The following is a 23,573-nucleotide window of genomic DNA, read 5'->3' on the forward strand; positions in this document are numbered from 1 at the left end:
TCAATTCCAGCGGCGCTTCTGGAGCGCCTGCACAGTCAGGAACACGAACAGGAAGGCCATGGACAGGTAGAGGATCAGGCCGCTCACATCGAAGACGTCATACTGGGCGAAGTTCTGGAACACGCCGGTGAAGGAAAAGACGGAGAGCGCGTCGCCCAGCTTGTCAGGCAGGAAGCCAGTGAGGCTGTCCCACAGGAAGAGGATCAGGAGGACGGCGAAGGTGCCGACGGCGGCGATGATCTGGCTCTCTGTCAGGGCAGAGAGGAACATGCCGATGGCCAGGAACACGCACCCCATCAGGAAGAAGGCCAGCAGGGCGGCGTAGTCCGACTTGAGATAGGCCTGCCCATTGGCGGCGATGATCAGGGGACAGAACGCCGCCAGAGCCACCGGCACCAGGAACACCGTCACCATGGCCAGATACTTGCCCATCACCACGGAGCTCAGAGAGACCGGGGCGGTGAGGAGGAGCTGGTCGGTGCGGGCCCGGCGGTCCTCCGCCATGGAGCGCATGGTCAGGATGGGGATGGTGAACATAAGGATGGTCATCAGGCTCATCAGAGCATAGGAGAACCGGGGATAGCCGTTATAGATATTGTAGGCCATGAAGTAGATGCCGGTGAAGAACACCAGAGCGGCCACGAACACATAGCCCGTCATGGAAGTGAAATAGGAGCGGAGCTCCCGCTTATAGATCGCGCGCATCAGTCCTCATCCTCCTCTCGCGGTCCATCGGAGGGCGCGGCCTTCGGCGAGCCTCCAGGGTTCTCCGTGTCCGGCCCGTCATCGGCCGGGGCGGGGGAGAGGGCATCGTCGGAGGTGAGCCTTAGGAAGATGTCCTCCAGCGTCATCCGGTCCCGGCGCAGCTCCAGGATGGGCAGCCCCGCCCCGGCGCAGGCTTGGAACAGGGACTCCCGGGCGTCGCAGTCCGGGGACTGCTTCAGCCGGAAGGCTGCCGCGCCTTCCTCGGGACAGGGCCGCGCTTCCACGGACATGACTCCGGGCAGAGCGCCCAGCAGAGAGAGGGCCTTGGCGGCATCGCCCTTCACAGTGACCTCCAGGGACGAGTCACCGGCCAGTTCCCGCTCCAGCTCCGCCGGGGAGCCGGCGGCCACCTTCCTGCCGTGGTGGATGATGAGGAGGTGGTCGCACATCTCCTGGATCTCGGACAGGATATGGGAGCTGAGGATCACCGTGTGGTCCTTGGCCAGGGAACGGATCAGGGAACGGATCTCGATGATCTGCTTAGGATCCAGGCCCACCGTGGGCTCATCCAGGATCAGCACCTTGGGGGACCCGAGCAGGGCTTGGGCCAGCCCCACCCGCTGTTTGTAGCCCTTGGACAGGTTGCGGATCAGCCGCTCCCGCACGGGGAACAGACCGGTCATCTCCATGACCTGATCGGTCTGATCCCGGCGCTCTCTTTTGGGGACTTTCTTCAGCTCCGCCGCGAAGGCCAGATATTCCTCCACGCCCATGTCGGGATACAGGGGCGGGATCTCGGGCAGATAGCCGATGGACTGCTTCACCCGCCCCGGCTCCTTTTGGATGGAATGGCCGTCTACGGATACATCGCCCTCCGTGGGGCCGAGATATCCAGTCATCAGGTTCATGGTGGTGGACTTCCCGGCGCCGTTCGGCCCCAGGAATCCGAAGATCTGGCCATCCGGGACAGTGAAGCTCAGATGGTCCACAGCGGTATGGCCCCCATACCGCTTGACCAGATCGCGTACTTCGATCACAGTTGGTCTCCTCCTTCTGTCGTTTGCACAGTCGCGCTGGTGTCCATAGTAGTGCGCCAGTCTGAAAATGGTCTGAAACTTTTATGAACTTTCTGTAAAATATCGGAGAGCGGAGGATCCCCTATCGGCGCTTGACGGGCCCCGCTCAGAGGAGTAGACTGTTTCTGACAAGAAAGAAGGAGAGAGGACGGATGGCATGAGAGAGAAGATCCTGAGGTGGGTCCGGGAGGAGCCGGTGCTCTTTGCGTCGGCGGTATGCGCGGTCGGGTCCATGGCATTGACGCCGCCGTCGGCGGCCTATCTGGGCTATCTGGACGGCCGGGTGCTGATCCTGCTGTTCAGCCTGATGGCGGTGGTGGCGGGGTTCCAGGACTGCGGGCTCTTCGAGGTGCTGGCCCAGCGGATGCTCTCCGGCCGGCATCCGGTCCGGGTCTTGGAGCTGACATTGGTCCTGCTGCCCTTCTTCGCGTCCATGCTGATCACCAACGACGTGGCGCTGATCGCCTTCGTGCCCTTCGCGGTAGTGGTGCTGGAGCGGCTGGACCGGAGGGGGCGGCTGATCCCGGTGGTGGTCCTCCAGACATTGGCCGCGAACCTGGGCAGCATGGCCACCCCGGTGGGCAATCCGCAGAACCTGCTCCTCTACGGCCGGTTCCATCTGAGCCTGGGGGACTTCTTCTCTGTGGTAGGCCCGGCGGCGGCGGTCAGCGGCATCGCCCTGACGCTGGTCTGCCTGACCGGGGAGCGGGAGAGCGTACAGGTGGATTTCCCCGAGCGGGCGGTCCTGCGGAAGCCCCGCCGGATGGTCCTGCTGACCGTGCTCTTCCTGCTGTGTCTGCTTTGCGTGTTCCGGGTCATCCCGGCCCCGGTGCTTTTGGCTGTGGTGCTGGGGAGCCTGCTCCTCTTCGGACGAGATCTGCTGCCGCAGGTGGACTACGGACTGCTGATGACCTTCGTGTGCTTCTTCGTGTTCGCGGGGAACATCGGCGGCAGTCCGCCGGTCCGGGGCTTGCTCACGGCGGTACTGTCCCGAAATACCGCGCTGATCACCGGGCTGGCCAGTCAGGTGATCAGCAATGTGCCCGCCGCTTTGCTCCTGTCCGGTTTCACAGAGGACTGGCGGGGGCTCCTGCTGGGAGCGGACATCGGCGGCCTGGGTACGCCGGTGGCCTCACTGGCCAGCCTGATCTCCATGCGGCTCTGCCTGAAAGCCGGCGCGGAGCCGGGGAAGTATCTGCGGACCTTCCTGCTGGCCAATGCCGCCGGGCTGGTCCTGCTCTCCGCTGTGGCCTGGCTATGGAGGCTGGCTGGATGAATCGACCATAAAAACGCGCGCCATCCCGTTTATCGGGATGGCGCACGTTCGTTCATCGGGAGCAGTCGAGTCCCGTCCGCCAGAGCGGGATCACGTCGATCACCGGCTCTTCATAGGGATGGACCCGCTTGATGGCGGCGATGGTCTCATCCACCCGCTCGGTGCGGCAGGTGACCTCCACTTTCAGCTCCGGCTCCACGCTGAGTTCGCCGGGGCGGCCCAGGTAGGGATCGGTGCCCTCCAGAGGACGCCAGGAGCTGATGACCCGGCTGTAAGAGAGGCAGGAGTCGTAATGCCCGATGTGCCCCGCGTCTACGGAGCGCAGGGCCTCCCGCAGAGGCTCCAGATGGGACTCGGGCAGGAAGATCTCCAGCTTGCAGAAGGCGAAGTCCACGTGGCGCCCCTCCTTACCGGGCCCGGAGCTGCCAGAAAGCCACAGCGCTGGCGGCGGCCACGTTCAGGGAGTCCACCCCGTGGGCCATGGGGATCCGTACCGTGTAGTCGCAGGCGGCAGTGGTCCGGTCGGAGAGACCGTCGCCCTCGGTGCCCAGCACGACAGCCAGCTTCTCTTCGACCATGAGCTTGGGGTCATCGATGGATACGGAGTCATCACTGAGGGCCATGGCGGCGGTGCGGAAGCCCAGCGCGCGCAAACGCTCCAGACCGGGGTGGGGCCAATCGCCGGGCGTATCTCCGATGCGGCCCCAGGGGACCTGGAACACGGTGCCCATGCTCACCCGGGCCGCCCGGCGGCACAGGGGGTCACAGCAGGTGGGGGTCAGCAGGACCGCGTCTACGCCAAGCGCGGCGGCGGAGCGGAAGATCGCGCCGACATTGGTGGTGTCCACGATGCCCTCCAGCACGGCCACCCGCCGGGCCCCGGCGCACAGCTCCTCCACGGCGGGGAGCTTGGGGCGGCGCATGGCGCACAGGATGCCCCGGGTGAGCTGGTAGCCGGTGAGGGCCTCCAGCACCGTCCGGCCAGCGGTATAGACGGGGATGTCCCCACAGCGGGCGATGATCCCGCTGGCCTGCCCCTCGATGTGGCGGCGCTCCATCAGGAGGGAGACCGGCTCATAGCCGGCATCCAGAGCCCGGTCGATGACTTTTGGGCTCTCAGCGATGAACACGCCCTTCTCTGGCTCCAGCCGATCGCGGAGCTGGGCCTCGGTGAGTCGGGCGAACACGTCCAGTTCCGGAGCGGAAAGATCGGTCAGTTCGATGATGTTCGGCATAGGAGCCCTTCCTCTCTGTCGTCAGTCCCGGGCCGCAGGGACGGCACGGGCATCGGCGCGGCCGTCTGCGCGGCGCGCCGATGAAAAATGTCATTTTATGATATATGATATCCCATCCGCGCTCAGGACGCAAGAGACAAGAAAATGGCCCCGTGCCGAACGACACGGAGCCATCGTTTCTCTCGTCCTGTGAGGGATATGGATCACACAGCGCGGGTGACCTTACCCGAACGGAGGCATCTGGTGCACACATAGACGTGCTTGGGCGTACCATCGACCACCGCCTTGACGCGCTTCACATTGGGCTTCCAGGGACGATTGGAGCGGCGGTGAGAGTGAGAGACCTGGATACCGAACACGACGCCCTTGTCGCAGAATTCACATTTAGCCATTCGCTTGACCTCCTCGCTTGTTGATATCACGCTATAAAAGCATCGAATGATATGATAGCAGAAAGAACGAAGGATTGCAAGGGGTTTTTACAAAAAAATCACACAGTTTTCGCCGGAGGATGGGGGAGCGCTTCCTACAAAAAGTTGGGAGAGACGGGGGTGGATACCGCCGGAAAGAGTTGCCAGACCGGCCGGAGACGTGGTATACTATCCACACAGACCCATATGTAGGGAGGAAGCAGTCATGTCTACGCCGCAGAGCGTCAAACTCGGTACCCTCATCGATGAATTCGACCTGGAAGTCCTCCGTGGGGCAGAGGGGCACCGGGACAGGGAGATCAATATCGAGGACATCAACCGGCCCGGCCTCCAGCTCACCGGCTTTTTCGACTATTTCGACCCGAGCCGCATCCAGGTGGTCGGTCTGGTGGAGAGCACCTATCTGGACGGCATCTCCAGCGAGGAGCGCCGCGCCCGCTTCGAGGCCCTGTTCCGCCACGATATCCCGGCCTTCATCATCGCCCGCGGGATGGAACCCTTCCCCGAGTGCATGGAGATGGCGGAGCAGTACGACCGCACGGTCCTGCGCACCAAGGAATCCACCTCGGGGATCATCAGCGCCATCGTCACCTCGCTCCACAACCATCTGGCCCCCCGCATCACCCGTCACGGCGTGCTGGTGGAGATCTACGGCGAGGGCGTCCTCATCCTGGGCGACTCCGGCGTAGGCAAGAGCGAGACAGCCATCGAGCTGGTCAAGCGCGGACACCGCCTGATCGCCGACGACGCGGTGGAGATCCGCCGGATGAACAACCGCACCCTCATGGGCACAGCCCCCGAACTGATCCGCCACTACATCGAGCTGCGCGGCATCGGCGTGGTGGATGTGCGGCGCATCTTCGGTATGGTGGCCATCAAGGAGGAGTCCGAGATCGACATGGTGGTCAATCTGGAGCCCTGGCGGGAGGACGCAGTCTATGACCGGCTGGGCCTGGACGAGCTCTATGTGGATATCCTGGACGTGAAGGTCCCCAACATCACCATCCCGGTGAAGCCCGGCCGGAACCTGGCGGTCATCATCGAGGTGGCGGCCATGAACAACCGAAACAAAAAGATGGGCTTCAACTCCGCTCTGGAGTTCACCAAGCAGATCGAGAGCCATTTCGATCAGGCGATGGGCAATATCTAAGCCATCTCAGATGGAACAGGGGAGAGTACGGGCCCGAAGCCCCGGCCTCTCCCTGTTCCATGTCCGGCGGCGCTTCAGAGCGCCGGATCCGGACATCCGGCCATGACGGTCTCCGCCAGATAGCGGACGAAGGCGGCGTGGGTCTCCACTGACAGCGGCGGCGGGCAGACCATCAGCCGCAGAGGACGGGCCGAAGAAAAAACTTTGCCTCTGGGCCTATGCAAACAGAGGAAAATACGTTAAAATAGCAAAAGACTGGGACTGGGCGGAGCGGGTCCGCGTGTCTCTACGCGGCGGACGCCCAGAACGACATAGAAGACAGAACAGATAGTATGGAGGGAACGATATATGAAAGAACCGCGATATCGCCGTATCCTGTTGAAGATCAGCGGAGAGGCTCTGGCCGGGGATGCCGGCCGGGGGCTGGACTTCGGCGTGATCGGCCGGGTCTGCGCCGCCGTGAAGGAGGCCCGGGCCATGGGCGTCCAGGTGGGCATCGTCATCGGCGGAGGCAACTTCTGGCGCGGCGTGAAGGACGGCGGCGGACGCATGGAGCGTACCCGCGCCGACCATATGGGCATGCTGGCCACGACGCTGAACTGTCTCGCTCTGGCAGACGTGCTGGAGCAGATGGGCGTGGAGGTCCGGGTGCAGACCGCCATCGAGATGCGGTCCATCGCTGAGCCCTATATCCGTTCCAAGGCCATCCGGCATCTGGAGAAGGGACGGGTGGTCATCTTCGGCTGCGGTACCGGCAATCCGTTCTTCTCCACCGACACGGCGGCGGTGCTCCGTGCCGCGGAGATCGACGCCGACGTGATCCTGCTGGCCAAGAACATCGACGGCGTGTACAGCGCCGACCCCAACAAGGATCCCACCGCGGTGAAGTACGACTCCATCACCTATGACGACGTGCTGGCTCAGCACCTGCAGGTCATGGACTCCACCGCCACCAGCCTGTCCATGGACAACAAGATCCCCGTGATCCTCTTCGCGCTGAAGGACCCCCAGAACATCATCCGGGTGCTGGAAGGCGAGAAGATCGGTACTATCGTGAAGGAGGAACAGTGAGATGAACGAGATCCACAAGCCCTATGATGAGAAGATGCAGAAGACCCTCGACGTAGTCGCCAGCGACTTCGCCAGCGTCCGCGCCGGCCGTGCCAACGCCGCTGTGCTGGACAAGATCGCCGTAGATTACTATGGCACCCCCACCCCCATCAACCAGGTGGCTTCCATCTCGTCCCCCGACCCCCGCACTCTGACCATCCAGCCCTGGGACGGCACGATCCTGAAGGCCATCGAGAAGGCCATCCAGACCTCCGACCTGGGCATCAACCCTCAGAACGACGGCCGTGTGATCCGCCTGTCCTTCCCCCAGCTCACGGAGGAGCGCCGCAAGGAGCTCTCCAAGCAGGTGAAGAAGTACGCCGAGGCCGGCAAGGTCGCCATCCGCAACATCCGCCGGGACGCTGTGGACGTGTACAAGGCCATGAAGAAAAAGAGCGAGATCACCGAGGACGATCTGAAGGAGTACGAGAAGGAGATGCAGGATCTCACCGAGAAGCGCTGCAAGCAGATCGACGAGCTGGCCGCCAAGAAGGAGACCGAGCTCATGGCCGTGTGATCCACGGCGTCCACCCTGATCCTGTATAATTGGTAGGAAATGACTTATGCCGATCATACCCATCTTTCAATCGAAACAGAGCGGGGCGGGCTCCGAGGCGGAGCTGGACCGGAGCCGCCTGCCCCGGCATGTGGCCATCATCATGGACGGGAACGGCCGCTGGGCGAAGAAGCGGGGCCTCCCACGGACGGCGGGCCACGCCGCCGGGGCGGAGACCTTCCGTACCATCGCCACCTATGCAAAGGACATCGGTCTGGACTATCTGACGGTCTATGCCTTCTCTACGGAGAACTGGAAGCGTCCGGTGGAGGAGGTCTCCGCCATCATGGGCCTGCTGAAGAAGTATCTCCTGGAGGCCATCGGCAAGATGGAGAAGGACCGGGTCAAGATGAAGTTCCTGGGCGACCTGAGCCCCCTCGATGACGAACTGAGGGAGCTCTGCCGCCGGACGGAGGAGATCTCCACCCACTATGAGGGCTGTCAGGTGAACATCTGCCTGAACTACGGCGGCCGGGACGAGATCGTCCGGGCCGTGCGGGCCTTCGCCGCCGACTGTGCCGCCGGGAAGGCGGACCCCGCCGCCCTGACAGCGGAGGGGTTCTCCGAGTACCTCTATACCGGCGGCATCCCGGATCCCGACTTGGTGATCCGGCCCAGCGGGGAGCTGAGGCTCTCCAATTTCCTGCCTTGGCAGTCGGCCTACGCGGAGTTCTACTTCACCGACGTGCTATGGCCTGATTTCGCTCCGGCGGAGCTGGACAAGGCGCTGATCGCCTATCAGTCCCGCTCCCGGCGGTTTGGAGGTGTCTGAGATGGGGAAGCGCATCCTGGTGGCGGTGGTGTTCATCCCCGTCATCCTCCTGGTGATCTTCGGGATCGCGCCGCTCCATCCGGCGGTCCTGCCGGCGGCGATCGCGGTCCTGTCGGTCATCGCGATCCATGAGGTCCTCTGGGCCACCGGACTGGTCCGGGAGCGGCTGGTGACGGCCGCGTCTCTGGTCCTGGCCGCACTGATCCCCTTCTGGGTGTTCCTGGGCGGGAGCGAGGCGTGGGCCATGACCGGGCTCTGGGTCTATGTAGTCCTCCTTTTCATCGCGGCGATCCATAGCCGGAAGACCCTCACCACCGAGCAGATGGGGGGCGCCTTCTTTTTTTCGGTATTCATCCCGTTCTTCCTGTCCTCCTTCGTGCGCATCCGCGCCATGGAGGAGTGGCGCTTCCTGATCATGCTGCCCTTCGTGGCGGCCTTCCTGAGCGATGCCTTCGCCCTCTTCGCCGGGATGCTCTTCGGCCGGCATAAGCTGGCTCCGGAGCTCTCTCCGAAAAAGACGGTGGAGGGCGCGGTGGGCGGCTTCGTGGGCGCGGTCGTGTCCCTGCTGGTCTATGGAGCGGTGCTCCAGCTCGGCTTCGGTCTGGGCGTGAGCTATCCTAGGATGGCCCTGTATGGGGCGCTGGGCAGTCTGGTCTCCCAACTGGGCGACCTGGCGTTCTCCTATATCAAGCGGGAGTACGGCATCAAGGACTATGGCAAGATCTTCCCCGGCCACGGCGGTGTGCTGGACCGGTTCGACAGCGTGATCTTCTGTGCGCCGCTCATCGAGGTGCTGGTCCGCTGTCTGCCTGCCATTTCTTTCTGAGAGGAGAGGAGGGAACCATGCAAAAACGGATCTCGATCTTGGGCTCCACCGGCTCCATCGGCCGGCAGGCGCTGGATGTGGCCCGCTCCTGTGGGGTAAAGGCCGCAGCCTTGACAGCTGACAAGAGCACAGACCGGATGGAGGCCCAGTGCCGGGAGTTCCAGCCGGAGCTGGCCGTGATGATGGATCCCGGGGCGGCAGAGGACCTGCGGGTCCGGCTGGCCGATACGTCCATCCGGGTGGCCGCCGGGATGGAGGGACTCATCGAGGCCGCCACCCTCCCCAAGGCCGACACGGTGATCACCGCCGTGGTGGGCATCGTGGGGCTCCGGCCCACTGTGGCCGCCATCCAGGCGGGGAAGCGGATCGGCCTGGCCAACAAGGAGACACTGGTCTGCGCCGGTGAGCTGGTCATGGACGAGGCCGACCGCTGGGGGGCCCAGATCGTGCCTGTGGATTCTGAGCACTCCGCGATCTTCCAGTGCCTCCAGGGGTGCCGGGACCGGAAGCAGGTCAAAAAGCTGATCCTCACTGCCTCCGGAGGTCCCTTCTGGGGCAAAAGCCGGGCGGAACTGGAGGGCGTGACGGTGGCCGACGCCCTGAAACACCCCAACTGGTCCATGGGAGCCAAGATCACGGTGGACTCCGCCAGTCTGATGAACAAGGGACTGGAGTTCATCGAGGCCATGCGCCTCTACCGGCTCCCGCCGGAGCAGATCGACATCGTGGTCCACCGGCAGAGCATCATCCACTCTCTGGTGGAATATACTGACAACGCCATCCTGGCCCAGCTGGGCGTCCCCGATATGCGGGTGCCCATCGAGTATGCCCTGACATGGCCCGACCGCGGCCCGGCGGTGGCCCAGCCGCTGGACCTGACGGCCTGCGGCGCTCTGACCTTCGCCAAGCCGGATGAGGAGGCGTTCCCCTGTCTGGCGCTGGCCAAGGCGGCGGCCCGGCGGGGCGGCACGGCGACGGCCATCCTGAACGGCGCCAACGAGGCCGCTGTGGCTCTCTTCCTGGCGGGGAAGATCGGCTTCCTGGACATCCCCCGTCTGGTGGAGGATGCCCTGCGGGCGGTCCCCGTCGGACCGGCGGATTCGCTGGAGGCGGTCTTTGCCGCGGACGAGGCGGCCCGGGCCTGTGTCAAGATCTGATCGCACTGGGGCGGCGCCGCATCGCGCCGCCCCATCCTTGCTTTTTATCTGGAGGTACTATGGTCTATATCCTGATCGCCATCCTGATGTTCGGGATGCTCATCGCCATCCATGAGTTCGGCCACTTCATCACCGCCAAGCTCCTGGGCGTCCGGGTGGAGGAGTTCTCCATCGGCATGGGCCCGCAGCTCCTGTCCCGGAAGCGGGGGGAGACCCGATACACCCTGCGGCTCCTGCCCATCGGCGGATTCTGCGCCATGGAGGGCGAGGAGGAGGATACGGACAGCCCCGGCTCCTTCCAGAGCAAGCCGGTGTGGGCCCGGCTCATCATCCTGGCGGCGGGGGCCTTCCTGAACTTCGTTACCGGACTGCTGATCGTGCTGATCCTCTTCGTGCCCGCCAAGGGCTTCCGCATGGAGACCGTGGGGGGCTTCCTGGAGGGCTATGGCATCGAGGGATGCGGCCTCCAGCCCGGAGACCGCTTCCTGGCCGTGGACGGCCAGCCTGTCCTGGTCTACGGAGACGCGGCCTTCCTGCTGGGCCGGGCCGGAGATACGGTGGACTTCCTGGTCCTGCGGGATGGAGAGAAGGTGGAGGTGGAGGCCCAGATCCCCTATCAGGAAAAAGACACGGAGGAGGGCCATACCCGCCTCCGGGGCATCCAGCTGGGGACGGAGGTCCGGCCAGCCACGCCGCTGGTGACGGTGGAGATGGCGGCGCGCCAGTCCCTGGACTATGTGCGCATGGTGTGGTACAGTTTGGGCGACCTGATCCGGGGCGCGGTGGGCTTCCGGGACCTGTCCGGACCGATCGGCATCGTCAGCGCCATCGGTCAGGTGGGGAGCCAGGCGGAGACCACGGCCCAGGCCTTCACCGGGATCATGACGCTGGTGGCCTTCATCGCCATCAACCTGGCGGTGATGAACCTCCTGCCGATCCCGGCTTTGGATGGGGGACGGATCTTCTTCCTGCTGGTGGGGGCTGTGGTGCGCCTCTTCACCCATGAGAAGCTGGATCCCAAGTATGAGAACGCGGTGAACATGGCGGGCTTTTTCTGCCTGCTGGCGCTGATGGTGGTGGTCGCCATCAACGATATATCCAAGCTGATCCGCTGAACGGACAAAAAGGAGCGATGGGAGCATGAGCAAGCAGATCCTGGTGGGAGGCGTCCCCGTGGGCGGAGGCGCCCCGGTGACCATCCAGTCCATGACCAACACCCGCACCGACGATGTGGAGGCCACCGCCGCCCAGATCCTTCGGCTGGAGGCCGCCGGATGCCAGATCATCCGGTGCGCCGTGCCGGACCTGGCGGCGGCCAGGGCGGTGTCCGCCATCAAGGCCCGGATCCACATCCCATTGGTGGTGGATATCCACTTCGACTACCGGCTGGCGCTGGAGGCCGCGGCGGCGGGGGCCGACGCGGTGCGAATCAACCCCGGCAACATCGGCGGGGAGGACCGGGTGGAGGCGGTGGCCCGGGCGTGTATGGACCGGGGCATCCCCATCCGCATCGGCGTGAACGGCGGCTCGCTGGAGAAGCCTCTGCTGGCCAAGTACGGCGGTCCTACGCCGGAGGCCCTGGTGGAGTCCGCCTTTGGGCACATCGCCCTGCTGGAGCGCTATGGCTTCCGGGACATCTGCGTCTCGCTCAAGACCTCCAGCGTGCCCAATACGATCGCCGCCTACCGCCTCATGGCGGAGCGGAGCGACTATCCACTCCACGTGGGGCTCACTGAGGCGGGCACGCCCCGGATGGGCGTCCTCAAGTCCGCGGTGGGCATCGGCGGCCTGCTGGCCCTGGGCATCGGCGATACGATCCGGGTGTCCCTCTCCGCCGACCCGATCCAGGAGGTCTATGCCGCCCGGGACATCCTCAAGGTGGTCGGTCTGCGGCATGAGGGGGCGGAGCTGGTCTCCTGTCCCACCTGCGGCCGCACGCGGATCGATCTGATCGGACTGGCCGAAGAGGTGGAGGAGCGGCTCAAGACGGTCACCAAGCCCATCACGGTGGCGGTCATGGGCTGCGTGGTCAACGGCCCGGGTGAAGCCCGCTCCGCCGATGTGGGTATCGCCGGCGGCGACGGGGAGGGCCTGCTCTTCCGCCATGGCGAGATCGTGAAGAAGGTCCCTCAGGACCAGCTCGTGGACGAGCTCTTCCGGCTCATCGACACCATCTGACCCATTTTCCTGATATCGTTGAGGAGCGTTGGTACATGTCTGCACAGAAGATCCCCTTTTTCACTCTGTTCTCCGCCTGGGAGCCGGAGGCGGCGCTGGGAGCCCAGCTCCGGCCGCTGATGGTGACCGGAGCGGTGATCGACCGGAAGGCCCGGACGCTCCAGGCGGAGCTGGAGGGGCCCGGTCCGCTCCCGGCCCAGCTCCTGGAGCAGACAGCCCGGGCGTTGGAGCGGGTCTATCGCCTGAGCCGGGCCGAGCTGGTCCAGCGGATGGCAGAACCGGTCCCGGTCCCCGCCCCGGTCCAGCCGGCGCCCGCCGTTCCCGCGGAGCAGGCGGTGCCGAAGGGACCGGCCGCGCCCTCTGACGAGGCGGGGGGGGGGGACTCCGCGGCGGACGCCTTCGCGAAGACCGAGGCCATCCGTCAGGCCGCCCTGAAAAAGATCAAGGCCGCTCCCGGACGGGACAAGCCGGAGCGGAAGAGCGCCTCACGGAGCGCGAAGCTCCTCTTCGGCAAGCGGGAGATCCGGGGCGTCCCGGTGCCCATGCATACGCTGGAGCTGGACATGGGCACCGTGATCGTGGAGGGCGATGTGTTCGCCGTGGACCATAAGGAGCTGAAGAAGCGGGGAGCCTGGGTGGTCTCCTTCGATGTGACCGATTACACCGGATCGGTGCGGATCAACAAGTTCTTCCCCGGCGAAGAGGGCAAGCCCATCGTGGACGGGGTGAAGAAGGGCCAGCATCTGGTGATCCAGGGCCGCTTGAACATCGACCGCTTCACCAACGACATGGTGCTGGAGCCCTATGCCATCATGGAGGGGACCAAGCCGGTCAAGACCGACGATGCCCCGGAGAAGCGGGTGGAGCTCCACCTCCATACCACCATGTCCAGCATGGACGCGCTGACCCAGGTGGGCCCCAAGCTGGGCCCGGACAAGAACGTGGTCAAACGGGCGGAGTCCTGGGGCCACCGGGCGATCGCCATCACCGACCACGGCGTGGCCCAATCCTTCCCGGACGCCTGGCACTCCGCCAAGAAGATCAAGATCCTATACGGGGTGGAGGCCTACTTCATCAACGACGTGGACGACCGGGTGGTGGTCCACGGAGGGGCGGATCAGGGCTTTGACGGTGAGATCGTCTGCTTCGACATCGAGACCACCGGCCTCAACCGGAAGAAGGATCTGATCACCGAGATCGGCGCGGTGGTCCTCCGCAACGGAGAGGTGGCGGAGACCTTCAACACCTTTGCTGACCCGGGCCGCCCGCTGGACCGGAAGATCGTGGAGCTGACGGGCATCACCGACGAGATGCTCCAGGGCGCCCCCAGCCAGGAGGAGGCCATCGACGCCTTTCTGGACTTCGCCGCCGGACGGCCTCTGGCCGCCCACAATGCGGACTTCGATATGGGCTTCATCGCCGAAGGCTGCCGCCGGATGGGCCGTCCCTTCGAGAACACCTCGCTGGACAGTCTGATCCTGGCCCAGAACCTGCTGCCCCAGCTCTCCAAACACAAGCTGGACGTCGTGGCGGAGCACCTGAACCTGCCCGCCTTCAACCACCACCGTGCCAGCGACGACGCGGCCACTGTGGCCTATATGCTGGTGCCCTTCTTCAAGATGCTGGAGGATCTGGGGGTCCATTCGATCCAGGCGATCAACCCGGCCATGACCAAGCTCCGGGGCGCGGGCAAGGCCAAGCGCCAGCCCAAGCATCTGATCGTGCTGGCCAAGAACCAACTGGGCCTGCGCAATTTGTACCAGCTGGTGTCCAAGTCCCATCTGGAGCACTACAAGCGCTATCCCATCATGCCAAAGAGCCTGATCGACCAGCACCGGGAGGGCCTCATCATCGGGTCTGCCTGTGAAGCCGGAGAGCTTTACAGAGCTGTGGTGGAGGGGAAGGAGTTCAGCGAACTCAAGCGCATCGCCTCCTGGTACGACTATCTGGAGATCCAGCCCCTGTGCAACAACGCCTTCATGCTCCGCAAGGGCATCGTCCAGAGCGAAGAGGAGATCCGGGCATTCAACCGGACCATCGTAGAGCTGGGCAAGGCCCTGGACAAGCCAGTCTGTGCCACCGGAGACGTCCACTTCCTGGATCCGGAGGACGAGATCTACCGGCACATCCTCCTGGCGACCAAGGGCTTCGACGATGCCGACTCGCCCCTGCCGATCTACTTCAAGACCACCGGTGAGATGCTCCAGGAGTTCTCCTATCTGGGGAAGGAGGAGGCCTATAACGTGGTGGTCCGCAACACCAATCTGGTGGCGGACTGGTGCGAGGACGTGGTGCCTCTGCCCAACGGCCTCTTTGCGCCCAAGTTGGAGGACTCCGAGGGCGAGCTCAAGCGGCTGGTATGGGGGAAAGCAAAAGCCCTTTACGGCGAGGAGCCGCCGAAGATCGTGGTGGACCGGATCGAGGTGGAGCTGGACGCCATCCTGGGCCGGCACTACGACGTGATCTATATGTCCGCCCAGAAGCTGGTGCAGGACTCGCTGGAGCACGGCTACCTGGTGGGCTCCCGAGGGTCCGTGGGATCCTCGCTGGTGGCCTTCATGTCGGGCATCACGGAGGTCAACTCCCTGCCGCCCCACTACCGCTGTCCCAACTGCAAGCACTCGGACTTTGAGACCGGACCGAAGGAGGGCTACGGCTGCGGCGCGGATATGCCGGACGCGGTATGTCCGGTCTGCGGGACCCCCTATGTGAAGGACGGGTTCAACATCCCCTTCGAGACCTTCCTGGGCTTCGGCGGAGACAAGGTCCCTGATATCGACCTGAACTTCTCCGGCGAGTACCAGGCCAAGGCCCATCGCCATACCTTCGAGCTCTTCGGAGAGAGCCATGTGTTCCGGGCGGGCACCATCGGCACCGTGGCGGAAAAGACCGCCTTCGGCTATGTGAAGAAGTATCTGGACGAGCGGGCCATCCATGTGAGCCGGGCGGAGGAGAACCGGCTGGCTCTGGGCTGTACCGGCGTGAAGCGCACCACCGGCCAGCATCCCGGCGGCATGGTGGTCATCCCTCAGGACCGGGAGATCTACGATTTCTGCCCGGTCCAGCATCCGGCGGACGACACCGGCACTGACATCGTCACCACCCATTTCGAATATCACTGCATGGAGTCCAACATCCTGAAGCTGGATATGCTGGGGCACGATGACCCGTCCATGATCCGCATGCTGGAGGACCTGACCCGGATGGACGCCAAGACCATCCCGCTGGACGACCCGGACACCATGTCCATCTTCACCTCCTCCGAGGTGCTCGGCTTCTCCGATGACCCGGTGCTGGGCCCCACCGGCGCGGTGGCCATCCCGGAGTTCGGCACGTCCTTCGTCCGGGGGATGCTGGTGGATACCCAGCCCACCCAGTTCGACATCCTGGTCCGGCTGTCCGGCTTCTCCCACGGCACCGACGTGTGGCTGGGCAACGCAAAGGACCTGATCGTAGATCAGGGCATCCCCGTCGGACAGGCCATCGGCTGCCGCGACGATATCATGCTCTTCCTGATCTCCTGCGGGATGCCGGAGAAGCGCTCCTTCAAGATCATGGAGGCGGTCCGAAAGGGCAGGGGACTGCCCGAGGGCGCCGAGGAGGAGATGCAGGCCGCCGGCGTGCCTGACTGGTACATCGGCTCCTGCAAGAAGATCAAGTACCTGTTCCCCAAGGCCCACGCCGTGGCCTACGTGATGATGGCCTACCGGATCGCGTGGTTCAAGGTCCACGAGCCGCTGGCCTTCTACGCGGCCTACTTCTCCATCCGGGCCAAGGCCTTCGATGCCACCTGCATGTGCTGGGGCATGGACACGGCCCGGGCCAAGATGAAGGAGATCGCCGCCAAGGAGAAGGGGGCCACCGCGGTAGAGCAGGACATGATGACCACGCTGGAGGTGGTCTACGAGTTCTACCTCCGGGGCTTCACCTTCCGGCATGTGGACCTCTATGAGTCCCACGCCACCCTCTTCCGGGTGGACCGGGAGAAGAAGGCCCTGATCCCGCCCTTCACGGCCATCCCCGGCTTGGGCGAGACGGCGGCCTGGTCCATCCTGGAACAGCGGGAGGGGAAGCACTTCATCTCCGTCGAGGAGTTCTCCGCCGCCTGCCCCAAGGTCTCCAAGACCCATATCGAACAGCTCAAGACCGCCGGCGCTCTGGACGGGATGCCGGACACGAGCCAGATCACCCTGTTTTGATGGGTGGAACGGTGGACCGCAGACCGTCGGGCTCCCGTCGAAGCATCCCGCTTCGATGAGAGCCGGCGGCCCGCGGTCCACGTTTCATATCACCAGCGTGCCGCTCTCGTCCTCCAGCAGGATCAGGATCCGCTCCTGCTCTCCTGTTTGGGCGTCCACGTAGAGGATATAGTGCCGCCCCTGCCCGTCCTGACACTTGAACTCGTGGCAGAGGACCTCGTCCTGCCCGGCGGTGGGGATCAGGGCCAGCTGATGGCCCAGCACCTCCAGACCGTCGGTCACCTGTTCCCGGGCGGACGTCTCAGAGACGGCCGGGGCGGGGAGATCCCGGGCCTGATGGGCCATGAGATAGTTCCGGGCCTCGAAGCCCACGATGGTCCCGTCGTCCAGCGCCACGGAGACCTTCACCTGATCGGGGTAGCAGAGCACGTCGCCCTCTTTGGCGGCGAAATGGATGGTGAGGGTCGTGCCCTGATCGATGAAATAGGACTCCGCCATGTCGGCATAGCCCAGCCGGGTCAGGAAGGCGGCCGCCCTGGCCGCCGCGTCCTCCCGGCTGAGGAGGGTGTCCCCGAAGGGCCGGGCGGTGAGGATCTCCAGCACCGCGCCGCCCTGCCGGGTCAGCTCCACATAGAGTTCCCCACCGGACACCTGGGCGGCGAAGCCATAGGTGGGGATCTGCCCCTCGGACTGGGACTGGAGGACGAAGGCCTCCGCCGGGAGCCCGAAGAGGGCCGCCGCCCGGGCCTGAGCCTCCTCCACGCTGATCTCAGCCAGCCCATCCAGACAGTTCGGGACCCGTTCGGCCAGATGGTCGGAAAAGGGCCCGTCGTAGATCAGGGTGGGCAGTTCGGAAAATTCGCGCTCGATCTCCTGGAAGGAGCTCCCGGCGGTCGTCTGGCCCTCCTCCGTGGCCTGAGAGAGCCGGTCCTGTACCTGAGACAGGTCCTCCAGCGTCACGGTCCCGGCATAGAGCTCCTGTTCCAGAGAACGGAGAGTCCGGTCCAGGGAGGCGGCCCGCTGGGACAGGGCCGTTAACGTCTCCCGCTGGTCCTCCGTCAGCCCCTGTGCGGCGGAGCGGCTGAGGGACATGGCATAGTCGCCGGTCTTGGCCAGGAAGGCGGCGGTCTGCTCCAGCTCCACGTTCCCGTAGGGGAGGGAGCCCAGAGCGGTCTGAGCCGCCAGCGCGCTCCGGAAGGAGTCGGTGCAGAGGGAGCTGAAGAGCTGGGGCGAGGTGGCATAGACCCCCTTCTGGAGGGAGGCGTCCAGCTCGGAGACGGAGGTGCTCAGCTCGGCGAAGGCATATTCGTAGGTCTTGTTCAGCAGATAGCGGTAGTGGGCCGCCCGGGCCCGTTCCCGGATGGCCAGTCCGCCCAGCAGGACCACGGACGCCGCCAGCAGGACGGTGATCCAGGTCCTGGCTCTGGGGGAGAGTTTGGGATGGTCCATAGAAAAAACGCCCCTTTTTCGGTAGTACTGTTAGTGTGTACCGAAAAAGGGGCGTTTTTGCCTGCTCATGAGAAGAAAAAGATACCATTTCGTCAGGGGGCCAGCAGGAACGATCCCAGCTCTTTGGGGTCCCGGGCGATGCGGGAAGCTCCATGGGCCTGGAGGAAGGGGATGTCCCGGAAGCCCCAGGACACAGAGATGCAGTCCATCCCCGCGTTGCGGGCCGTATCGATGTCCACGTCGGAGTCTCCGATATAGACGGCCCGCTCCGGCGGTACGTCCAGCTCCCGCAGGGCGGCGAACACGGTATCGGGGGCGGGCTTCCGGCGGATCTGGGCGGACTCGCCGATCGCCACGGGGACCGCGTCGCCAAAGTAGTCGCGGCACAGGTCCTTCACGGCGGCATCGAACTTGTTGGACACCACCGCCACGGCGATGCCCGTCTGCCGCAGATGGTCCAACAGCTCCGGGATGCCGGCATAGGGGGCGGTATGGTCCCGCATATGCGCCAGATAGTGGGCCCGGAAGAGCTCCAGACAACGGGCCTCATCCTCTGGGGCGGTCCCATCCGGCACGGCCCGGTGGAGGAGCATCGCCACACCATTGCCCACGAAGCGGCGGACCTCGTCCACGGTCCGGGCCGGGAAGCCGCGGGCAGTCAGGGCGTAGTTGGCAGACCCGGCCAGGTCTCCCAGCGTATCGAGCAGAGTACCGTCCAGATCGAAGACGGCGGCATCATAGGACATATCGATCCCTCGTTTTCCTTGGTATATCGGTCTGTGCTATCATACCACCGGCCGGGAGCGGACGCAAGCCTCACAGGGCAGACCGGGCCAGCAGGAAGGCCAGCAGTCCACAGCAGGGGAAGGTCAGGCCCCAGGCCAGCAGGAGGGAGCGGACCACGGACCGGTCGGCTCGTCCGCCGAAGGCCTGCCCGGCCCCCAAGATCGCCGCCGCCTTGGTGTGGGTGGTGGAGACCGGGAGGCCCAGCAGGGTACAGAGCAGGAGGACGGCTCCGCCGCCCAGGTCCGCCGCGGTCCCGGCGGCGGGAGAGAGCGGGATCAGCTCCCCGCCCAGCTTTTCCACGATCCGCCGTCCGCCCAGCAGGGTCCCGAGTGCCATGACGGCGGCGCAGAGGACGGCCAGCCAGGCCGGGACAGAGGCTTCACCGCCCCAGCGGCCCTGAGAGAGGGCGGTCCCCAGCAGGAAGATGGCAAGGAGCTTCTGACCATCCTGGGCCCCGTGGAGGAAGGCCATGGCCGCCGCCCCGGGGATCTGGGCCAGACGGTACGCCTGCTCCGGCCAGGGATGGCGGCGGAGGAGCCTCCCGGCCTTCCGTCCGCCCCACGCCCCCAGCAAAAGGGAGAGGGACAGTCCCGCCAGCACCCGGCACCATGGACCGGGTCGCAGAGCATCCCATCCACCGGGACCGGCCAGGGACGCCCCGGCCAGTCCGGCCAGGAGAGCGTGGCTCTCGCTGGTAGGGAGGCCCCGGGTCCAGGCCAGTACGGCCCAGAGAGACACGGCGGCCAGAGCCGCGCAGAGAGACACATAGGCCAAAGTGGGATCGCGGCCCAGATCCACCGACCCGCGGACGGTCCGGGCCACGGCGGGGCACCAGAGGGCGGCGCACAGGCTCCCCGCCAGATCCCCCGCCGCCGCCAGGAGGACGGCCCGCCGGAAGGGGAGCGCGCCGGAGGCCACCGCGGCGGCGATGGCATTGGGCGCATCCGTCCAGCCGTTCACCATCAGAACGGACAGGGCCAGCAGACTCACCAGAGCCAGACCGGGATCGTGCAGGGCTTGGGACAGGAAGCCGAGACAGGATGGGGACAAAGGACCACCTCCGCCCTATGGTACGGCGGAGGTGGTCCGATCATGTCAAGATCAGGATAGGAACGATCGGTTCAGTCCAGATACTGATGGACGGCCTGGTCCAGCATCGCGGTCTCCTCCGGGGAGAGGGACCAGTCGAAGGCGGCGCAGTTCTGCTCGACCTTCGCCCGGCTTTGAGCGCCGACGATGCAGGCGGAGATATCGTCCTTCTGGGCGGTCCAGTTCAGCGCGATCTGGGCCAGCGGCGTGCCGCCCCGCTGTTCAGAGATCCGGTCCATGACCTTCAGCAGCTCCATGATCTTGGAGAACATAGGCTCCTGAAAGTGCTTATAGAAGCGGTTCCGGCTGTCGGAGGGCGCGAAGGTCTGGAGCTGGCGGTAGGCTCCTGTGAGGATGCCGCCGCCCATGGCGCCGTAGGCCATGACGCCCATGCCCTGCCCGGCGGCCCAGTGGATCAGATCTTCACTGCCCCGGGCCACCATGGAGTACTGGGGCTGGAGAGCCTCGATAGGGCAGTACTGCCCAGCTTCCTCCATCTGAGCCTGAGAGAAGTTGGAGACGCCCACATGCAGGATCTTGCCCTCCTGCTTGAGGCGGGCCAGAGTGCTCATGGTCTCCTCGAAGGGCGTCTTGGGGTCAGGCCAATGGACGAGATACAGGTCGATATAGTCCGTCCGCAGGTTGCGGAGGGACTCCTCGCACTGCCGGCGGATCGTGCCGGCGGAGCCATCCCGGACATAGGTGCTGGCGTCCACGAACACATTGCCGCACTTGGTGGAGATGACCACGTCCTTCCGGGCGCCCATATCCTCCAGCGCTTTGCCCAGCAGACGCTCTGCCGCGCCACTGTTGTAGGCGGGAGCGGTGTCGATGAAGGTGACGCCATGCTCTACCGCGGCCCGGATGGCATCGGCGCGGGTATCCTCGGACTGCTCATACCACCCTACGCCGCCGATGCCCCAGGTGCCAAGACACAGCTCCGAGACCTTCATCCCCGTCTTTCCGAACATCTTGTATCGCATACGCTCGACCTCCTGTATCGTTTATCCGTTTGCGGGATCTTCCTCCATTATAGAACGTTCTCCGACGGATGACAAGTCTGCTCGACAGCCCTTGACGGGGGTGTTATACTAAACTAACGAACGGGGCCCGTTTGGAGTCGGGCCGCCGCGTTTGGAGAAGTTTGAATGGATATGATCGGAGAGAAGGAGGCATATGACCGGCATGACATTGCGAGACCTGCCGATCGGCAAGACCGCCACGATCCGCACTGTAGGAGGAGAGGGGGCCCTGCGCCAGCATTTCTTGGACATGGGCCTGATCCCCAATGGTGAGGTGACCATGGTGAAATACGCGCCCATGGGGGATCCCATGGAGCTGAGGATCCACAGCTATGAGCTGACCCTCCGGCTGGCCGACGCGGAGAAGATCGAGATCGGAGATGTGCGGGAGGCGGTGAAGGCACCGGCCCGCCCTACAGAGCGGCCGATCCCACACCCCGGCCTCGGCGAAGGCGGAAAGTTCCATAAAAAAGAGGGGGAGCATCCCCTGCCCGAGGGCACCGTCTTGACCTTCGCCCTGGCAGGGAACCAGAACTGCGGCAAGACCACCCTGTTCAACCAACTCACCGGCTCCAACCAGCACGTGGGCAATTTCCCCGGTGTCACGGTGGACCGGAAGGACGGTGTGATCCGGGGGCAGAAGGACACGCTGGTGACCGATCTGCCCGGCATCTACTCCATGTCTCCTTACTCCAGTGAGGAGCTGGTGACCCGGGGCTTCCTGCTGGACGACCGGCCCAAGGGCATCATCAACATCGTGGACGCGGGCAACATCGAGCGCAACCTCTATCTGACCATGCAGCTCATGGAGCTGGACATCCCGATGGTCCTGGCCCTGAACATGATGGACGAGGTCCGGGAGAACGGCGGTTCCATCCAGGTGAACCGGATGGAGGAGATGCTGGGCATCCCGGTGGTGCCGATCTCTGCCGCCAAGGACGAGGGCATCGATGAACTGATCGAGCATGCCGTCCATGTGGCCAGGTATCAGGAGAAGCCGGAGGAGATGGATCTCTGCGACGTGAACGACGACGGCGGCGCGGTCCACCGGTGCCTCCATGCGATCATGCATCTGATCGAGGACCACGCGGTCCGGGCAGATATCCCGGTGCGGTTCGCCGCCTCCAAGCTGACGGAGGGGGATCCGCTGGTGCTGGAGAAGCTCCATCTGGATCAGAACGAGGAGGAGACGCTGGAGCACATCGTCAAGCAGATGGAGAAGGAGCGGGGACTGGACCGCGCCGCCGCCATCGCCCATATGCGCTTCGACTTCATCGAGAAGGTCTGTGATGAGACGGTGGTGCGTCCCCACGAGAGCAAAGAGCGGGTGCGGAGCGCTAAGCTCGACCGGATCCTCACGGGGCGGTACACGGCGATCCCCTGCTTCGTCGGGATCATGGCGCTGGTGTTCTTCCTGACCTTCGGGGTGATCGGCGCGGGACTGTCCGACCTGATGGCCGCCGGGATCGGGGCGCTGGGAGGATGGATCGACCAGGCTCTGACGGCCTGCGGCGCGGCCGATGTGCTCCGTTCTCTGGTGGTGGACGGGATCTTCAACGGCGTGGGCAGCGTATTGCAGTTCCTGCCTACCATCGTGACCCTGTTCTTCTTCCTGTCTCTGCTGGAAGACAGCGGCTACATGGCGCGGGTGGCCTTCGTCATGGACAAGCTCCTGCGGAAGATCGGGCTGTCCGGCCGGAGCATCGTGCCCATGCTGATCGGCTTCGGCTGTACGGTCCCCGGCGTCATGGCCAGCCGGACCCTGTCCTCCGAGCGGGACCGGAAGATGACCATCCTCCTGACCCCGTTCATGAGCTGTTCCGCCAAGCTGCCCATCTATGCGTTCTTTTCCGCGGCCTTCTTCCCGAATTGCAGCGCGCTGGTGATGATCGCCCTGTATTTTGGCGGCATCCTCATGGGCATCCTGATGGCTCTCCTCCTGCGGGGGACCATGTTCAGGGGCGAGGCGGTGCCCTTCGTCATGGAACTGCCGAACTACCGTCTGCCTGGGGCCAAGAACGTGGGACAGCTCCTGTGGGAGAAGGCCAAGGATTTCCTCCAGCGGGCCTTCACCGTGATCTTCGTCGCCACGCTGGTCATCTGGTTCCTCCAGACCTTCGACCTGCATCTGGGGCTGGTGTCCGATTCCAGGGACAGCATCCTGGCCCTGCTGGCCGGGAGGATCGCCCCGGTGTTCCGGCCCATGGGCTTCGGGGACTGGCGGATCTGCACCGCTCTGATCAGCGGCTTCATGGCCAAGGAGAGCGTGGTGTCCACCCTGTCCGTCCTGTTGAGCGGGACCACCGACCTGCTGGCGGTCCTCACGGTCCGGTCGGCCGCCAGCCTGTTGACGTTCTGTCTGCTGTACACCCCATGTGTGGCGGCTGTCGCATCGATCCGCCGGGAGCTGGGCGGAAAGTGGGCGGCGTTCGTGGTGGTGGGCCAGTGTGTCCTGGCCTGGCTGGCGGCGTTCGCGGTCTATCAGATCGCCGGCCTGTTCCTGTGAGCGGTCGAACATAGAACAAAGGCGTATGGGAGCGATCCCATACGCCTTCA

The 23,573-nt window shown here is 64.7% G+C and carries 20 protein-coding genes; 11 read left to right on the forward strand and 9 right to left on the reverse strand.

Features of this window, described 5'->3' with window-relative positions:
• Both KQI12_RS03340 and KQI12_RS03345 read right to left on the reverse strand, forming a co-directional pair.
• A complete protein-coding gene (locus tag KQI12_RS03340) occupies positions 1 to 705 on the reverse strand; it encodes an ABC transporter permease (RefSeq protein ID WP_216570581.1) in 705 nt (234 codons plus the stop codon).
• Entirely contained in the window at positions 705 to 1,742 is a 1,038-nt protein-coding gene (locus KQI12_RS03345; RefSeq protein WP_216570583.1) for an ABC transporter ATP-binding protein, read from the reverse strand. Before KQI12_RS03345 ends, KQI12_RS03340 begins: the two co-directional genes overlap by 1 nt.
• Before the next feature lie 196 nt (positions 1,743 to 1,938).
• On the opposite strand from KQI12_RS03345, the gene KQI12_RS03350 reads away from it, so the two are divergent.
• Positions 1,939 to 3,057: an SLC13 family permease gene (locus KQI12_RS03350; RefSeq protein WP_216570585.1), complete on the forward strand. Its 1,119-nt coding sequence runs from the start codon at positions 1,939 to 1,941 to the stop codon at positions 3,055 to 3,057.
• Positions 3,058 to 3,109: 52 nt separating this feature from the next.
• On the opposite strand, the gene KQI12_RS03355 is transcribed toward KQI12_RS03350, so the two are convergent.
• The 3 genes from KQI12_RS03355 to rpmB form a co-directional block, all read right to left on the reverse strand.
• Entirely contained in the window at positions 3,110 to 3,451 is a 342-nt protein-coding gene (locus KQI12_RS03355) for a cytochrome C biogenesis protein (protein WP_216570587.1), read from the reverse strand.
• A 13-nt stretch (positions 3,452 to 3,464) separates the two neighbouring features.
• Positions 3,465 to 4,292 (reverse strand): RNA methyltransferase, encoded by an 828-nt coding sequence (locus tag KQI12_RS03360; protein ID WP_216570589.1) that lies wholly within the window; start codon positions 4,290 to 4,292, stop codon positions 3,465 to 3,467.
• A 203-nt stretch (positions 4,293 to 4,495) separates the two neighbouring features.
• Positions 4,496 to 4,684 (reverse strand): 50S ribosomal protein L28, encoded by a 189-nt coding sequence (rpmB, locus tag KQI12_RS03365; RefSeq protein ID WP_216570591.1) that lies wholly within the window; start codon positions 4,682 to 4,684, stop codon positions 4,496 to 4,498.
• 244 nt (positions 4,685 to 4,928) lie between these two features.
• On the opposite strand from rpmB, the gene hprK reads away from it, so the two are divergent.
• The 9 genes from hprK to KQI12_RS03410 all read left to right on the forward strand — a co-directional run bounded on the left by hprK (position 4,929) and on the right by KQI12_RS03410 (position 16,671).
• Positions 4,929 to 5,873 carry an HPr(Ser) kinase/phosphatase gene (hprK, locus tag KQI12_RS03370; protein WP_216570592.1) on the forward strand — a complete coding sequence of 315 codons (945 nt, stop codon included), beginning with the start codon at positions 4,929 to 4,931 and terminating at the stop codon, positions 5,871 to 5,873.
• Between the two features lie 348 nt (positions 5,874 to 6,221).
• Positions 6,222 to 6,944, forward strand: coding sequence for a UMP kinase (gene pyrH, locus KQI12_RS03375; RefSeq protein WP_216570593.1), 723 nt, complete (start codon positions 6,222 to 6,224; stop codon positions 6,942 to 6,944).
• A gap of 1 nt (position 6,945) precedes the next feature.
• On the forward strand, positions 6,946 to 7,500 hold the full coding sequence (frr, locus tag KQI12_RS03380; RefSeq protein WP_216570594.1) for a ribosome recycling factor: 555 nt from the start codon (positions 6,946 to 6,948) through the stop codon (positions 7,498 to 7,500).
• A 46-nt stretch (positions 7,501 to 7,546) separates the two neighbouring features.
• Positions 7,547 to 8,311, forward strand: coding sequence for an isoprenyl transferase (locus tag KQI12_RS03385; RefSeq protein WP_216570595.1), 765 nt, complete (start codon positions 7,547 to 7,549; stop codon positions 8,309 to 8,311).
• 1 nt (position 8,312) lies between these two features.
• On the forward strand, positions 8,313 to 9,137 hold the full coding sequence (locus KQI12_RS03390) for a phosphatidate cytidylyltransferase (protein WP_216570596.1): 825 nt from the start codon (positions 8,313 to 8,315) through the stop codon (positions 9,135 to 9,137).
• Between the two features lie 17 nt (positions 9,138 to 9,154).
• Complete coding sequence (locus KQI12_RS03395) at positions 9,155 to 10,294, forward strand: 1-deoxy-D-xylulose-5-phosphate reductoisomerase (protein WP_216570598.1); 1,140 nt, start codon at positions 9,155 to 9,157, stop codon at positions 10,292 to 10,294.
• A gap of 59 nt (positions 10,295 to 10,353) precedes the next feature.
• A complete protein-coding gene (locus tag KQI12_RS03400) occupies positions 10,354 to 11,409 on the forward strand; it encodes an RIP metalloprotease (RefSeq protein WP_216570600.1) in 1,056 nt (351 codons plus the stop codon).
• Between the two features lie 25 nt (positions 11,410 to 11,434).
• Positions 11,435 to 12,472 (forward strand): flavodoxin-dependent (E)-4-hydroxy-3-methylbut-2-enyl-diphosphate synthase, encoded by a 1,038-nt coding sequence (gene ispG, locus KQI12_RS03405; RefSeq protein ID WP_216570602.1) that lies wholly within the window; start codon positions 11,435 to 11,437, stop codon positions 12,470 to 12,472.
• Between the two features lie 35 nt (positions 12,473 to 12,507).
• Entirely contained in the window at positions 12,508 to 16,671 is a 4,164-nt protein-coding gene (locus KQI12_RS03410) for a PolC-type DNA polymerase III (RefSeq protein WP_216570604.1), read from the forward strand.
• Between the two features lie 84 nt (positions 16,672 to 16,755).
• On the opposite strand, the gene ypeB is transcribed toward KQI12_RS03410, so the two are convergent.
• The 4 genes from ypeB to KQI12_RS03430 all read right to left on the reverse strand — a co-directional run bounded on the left by ypeB (position 16,756) and on the right by KQI12_RS03430 (position 20,978).
• A complete protein-coding gene (gene ypeB, locus KQI12_RS03415) occupies positions 16,756 to 18,120 on the reverse strand; it encodes a germination protein YpeB (RefSeq protein WP_216570605.1) in 1,365 nt (454 codons plus the stop codon).
• A gap of 92 nt (positions 18,121 to 18,212) precedes the next feature.
• The gene (locus KQI12_RS03420) at positions 18,213 to 18,866 is read right to left on the reverse strand and encodes an HAD family hydrolase (RefSeq protein WP_216570607.1); all 654 of its coding nucleotides are present in this window, start codon (positions 18,864 to 18,866) and stop codon (positions 18,213 to 18,215) included.
• Between the two features lie 70 nt (positions 18,867 to 18,936).
• The gene (locus KQI12_RS03425; RefSeq protein ID WP_253290785.1) at positions 18,937 to 19,956 is read right to left on the reverse strand and encodes an inorganic phosphate transporter; all 1,020 of its coding nucleotides are present in this window, start codon (positions 19,954 to 19,956) and stop codon (positions 18,937 to 18,939) included.
• Positions 19,957 to 20,027: 71 nt separating this feature from the next.
• Complete coding sequence (locus KQI12_RS03430) at positions 20,028 to 20,978, reverse strand: aldo/keto reductase (RefSeq protein ID WP_216570609.1); 951 nt, start codon at positions 20,976 to 20,978, stop codon at positions 20,028 to 20,030.
• A gap of 202 nt (positions 20,979 to 21,180) precedes the next feature.
• Here KQI12_RS03430 and feoB point away from each other — a divergent pair, with 202 nt between their 5' ends.
• Positions 21,181 to 23,523, forward strand: coding sequence for a ferrous iron transport protein B (feoB, locus tag KQI12_RS03435; protein ID WP_216570610.1), 2,343 nt, complete (start codon positions 21,181 to 21,183; stop codon positions 23,521 to 23,523).
• Positions 23,524 to 23,573 lie beyond the last annotated feature (50 nt).

Source organism: Pseudoflavonifractor sp. MSJ-37 (genome assembly GCF_018917965.1).
In the GTDB taxonomy this organism is placed as follows: Bacteria; Bacillota; Clostridia; order Oscillospirales; family Oscillospiraceae; genus Pseudoflavonifractor_A.

What these genes read in the sequence shown, in the direction of transcription:
- KQI12_RS03340 (WP_216570581.1), bottom strand. Translation starts at nt 705, where the DNA reads ATGCGCGCGATCTATAAGCGGGAGCTCCGCTCCTATTTCACTTCCATG.
- KQI12_RS03350 (WP_216570585.1), top strand. Translation starts at nt 1,939, where the DNA reads ATGAGAGAGAAGATCCTGAGGTGGGTCCGGGAGGAGCCGGTGCTCTTT.
- KQI12_RS03360 (WP_216570589.1), bottom strand. Translation starts at nt 4,292, where the DNA reads ATGCCGAACATCATCGAACTGACCGATCTTTCCGCTCCGGAACTGGAC.
- rpmB (WP_216570591.1), bottom strand. Translation starts at nt 4,684, where the DNA reads ATGGCTAAATGTGAATTCTGCGACAAGGGCGTCGTGTTCGGTATCCAG.
- hprK (WP_216570592.1), top strand. Translation starts at nt 4,929, where the DNA reads ATGTCTACGCCGCAGAGCGTCAAACTCGGTACCCTCATCGATGAATTC.
- pyrH (WP_216570593.1), top strand. Translation starts at nt 6,222, where the DNA reads ATGAAAGAACCGCGATATCGCCGTATCCTGTTGAAGATCAGCGGAGAG.
- frr (WP_216570594.1), top strand. Translation starts at nt 6,946, where the DNA reads ATGAACGAGATCCACAAGCCCTATGATGAGAAGATGCAGAAGACCCTC.
- KQI12_RS03385 (WP_216570595.1), top strand. Translation starts at nt 7,547, where the DNA reads ATGCCGATCATACCCATCTTTCAATCGAAACAGAGCGGGGCGGGCTCC.
- KQI12_RS03390 (WP_216570596.1), top strand. Translation starts at nt 8,313, where the DNA reads ATGGGGAAGCGCATCCTGGTGGCGGTGGTGTTCATCCCCGTCATCCTC.
- KQI12_RS03395 (WP_216570598.1), top strand. Translation starts at nt 9,155, where the DNA reads ATGCAAAAACGGATCTCGATCTTGGGCTCCACCGGCTCCATCGGCCGG.
- KQI12_RS03400 (WP_216570600.1), top strand. Translation starts at nt 10,354, where the DNA reads ATGGTCTATATCCTGATCGCCATCCTGATGTTCGGGATGCTCATCGCC.
- ispG (WP_216570602.1), top strand. Translation starts at nt 11,435, where the DNA reads ATGAGCAAGCAGATCCTGGTGGGAGGCGTCCCCGTGGGCGGAGGCGCC.
- KQI12_RS03410 (WP_216570604.1), top strand. Translation starts at nt 12,508, where the DNA reads ATGTCTGCACAGAAGATCCCCTTTTTCACTCTGTTCTCCGCCTGGGAG.
- ypeB (WP_216570605.1), bottom strand. Translation starts at nt 18,120, where the DNA reads ATGGACCATCCCAAACTCTCCCCCAGAGCCAGGACCTGGATCACCGTC.
- KQI12_RS03420 (WP_216570607.1), bottom strand. Translation starts at nt 18,866, where the DNA reads ATGTCCTATGATGCCGCCGTCTTCGATCTGGACGGTACTCTGCTCGAT.
- KQI12_RS03430 (WP_216570609.1), bottom strand. Translation starts at nt 20,978, where the DNA reads ATGCGATACAAGATGTTCGGAAAGACGGGGATGAAGGTCTCGGAGCTG.
- feoB (WP_216570610.1), top strand. Translation starts at nt 21,181, where the DNA reads ATGACATTGCGAGACCTGCCGATCGGCAAGACCGCCACGATCCGCACT.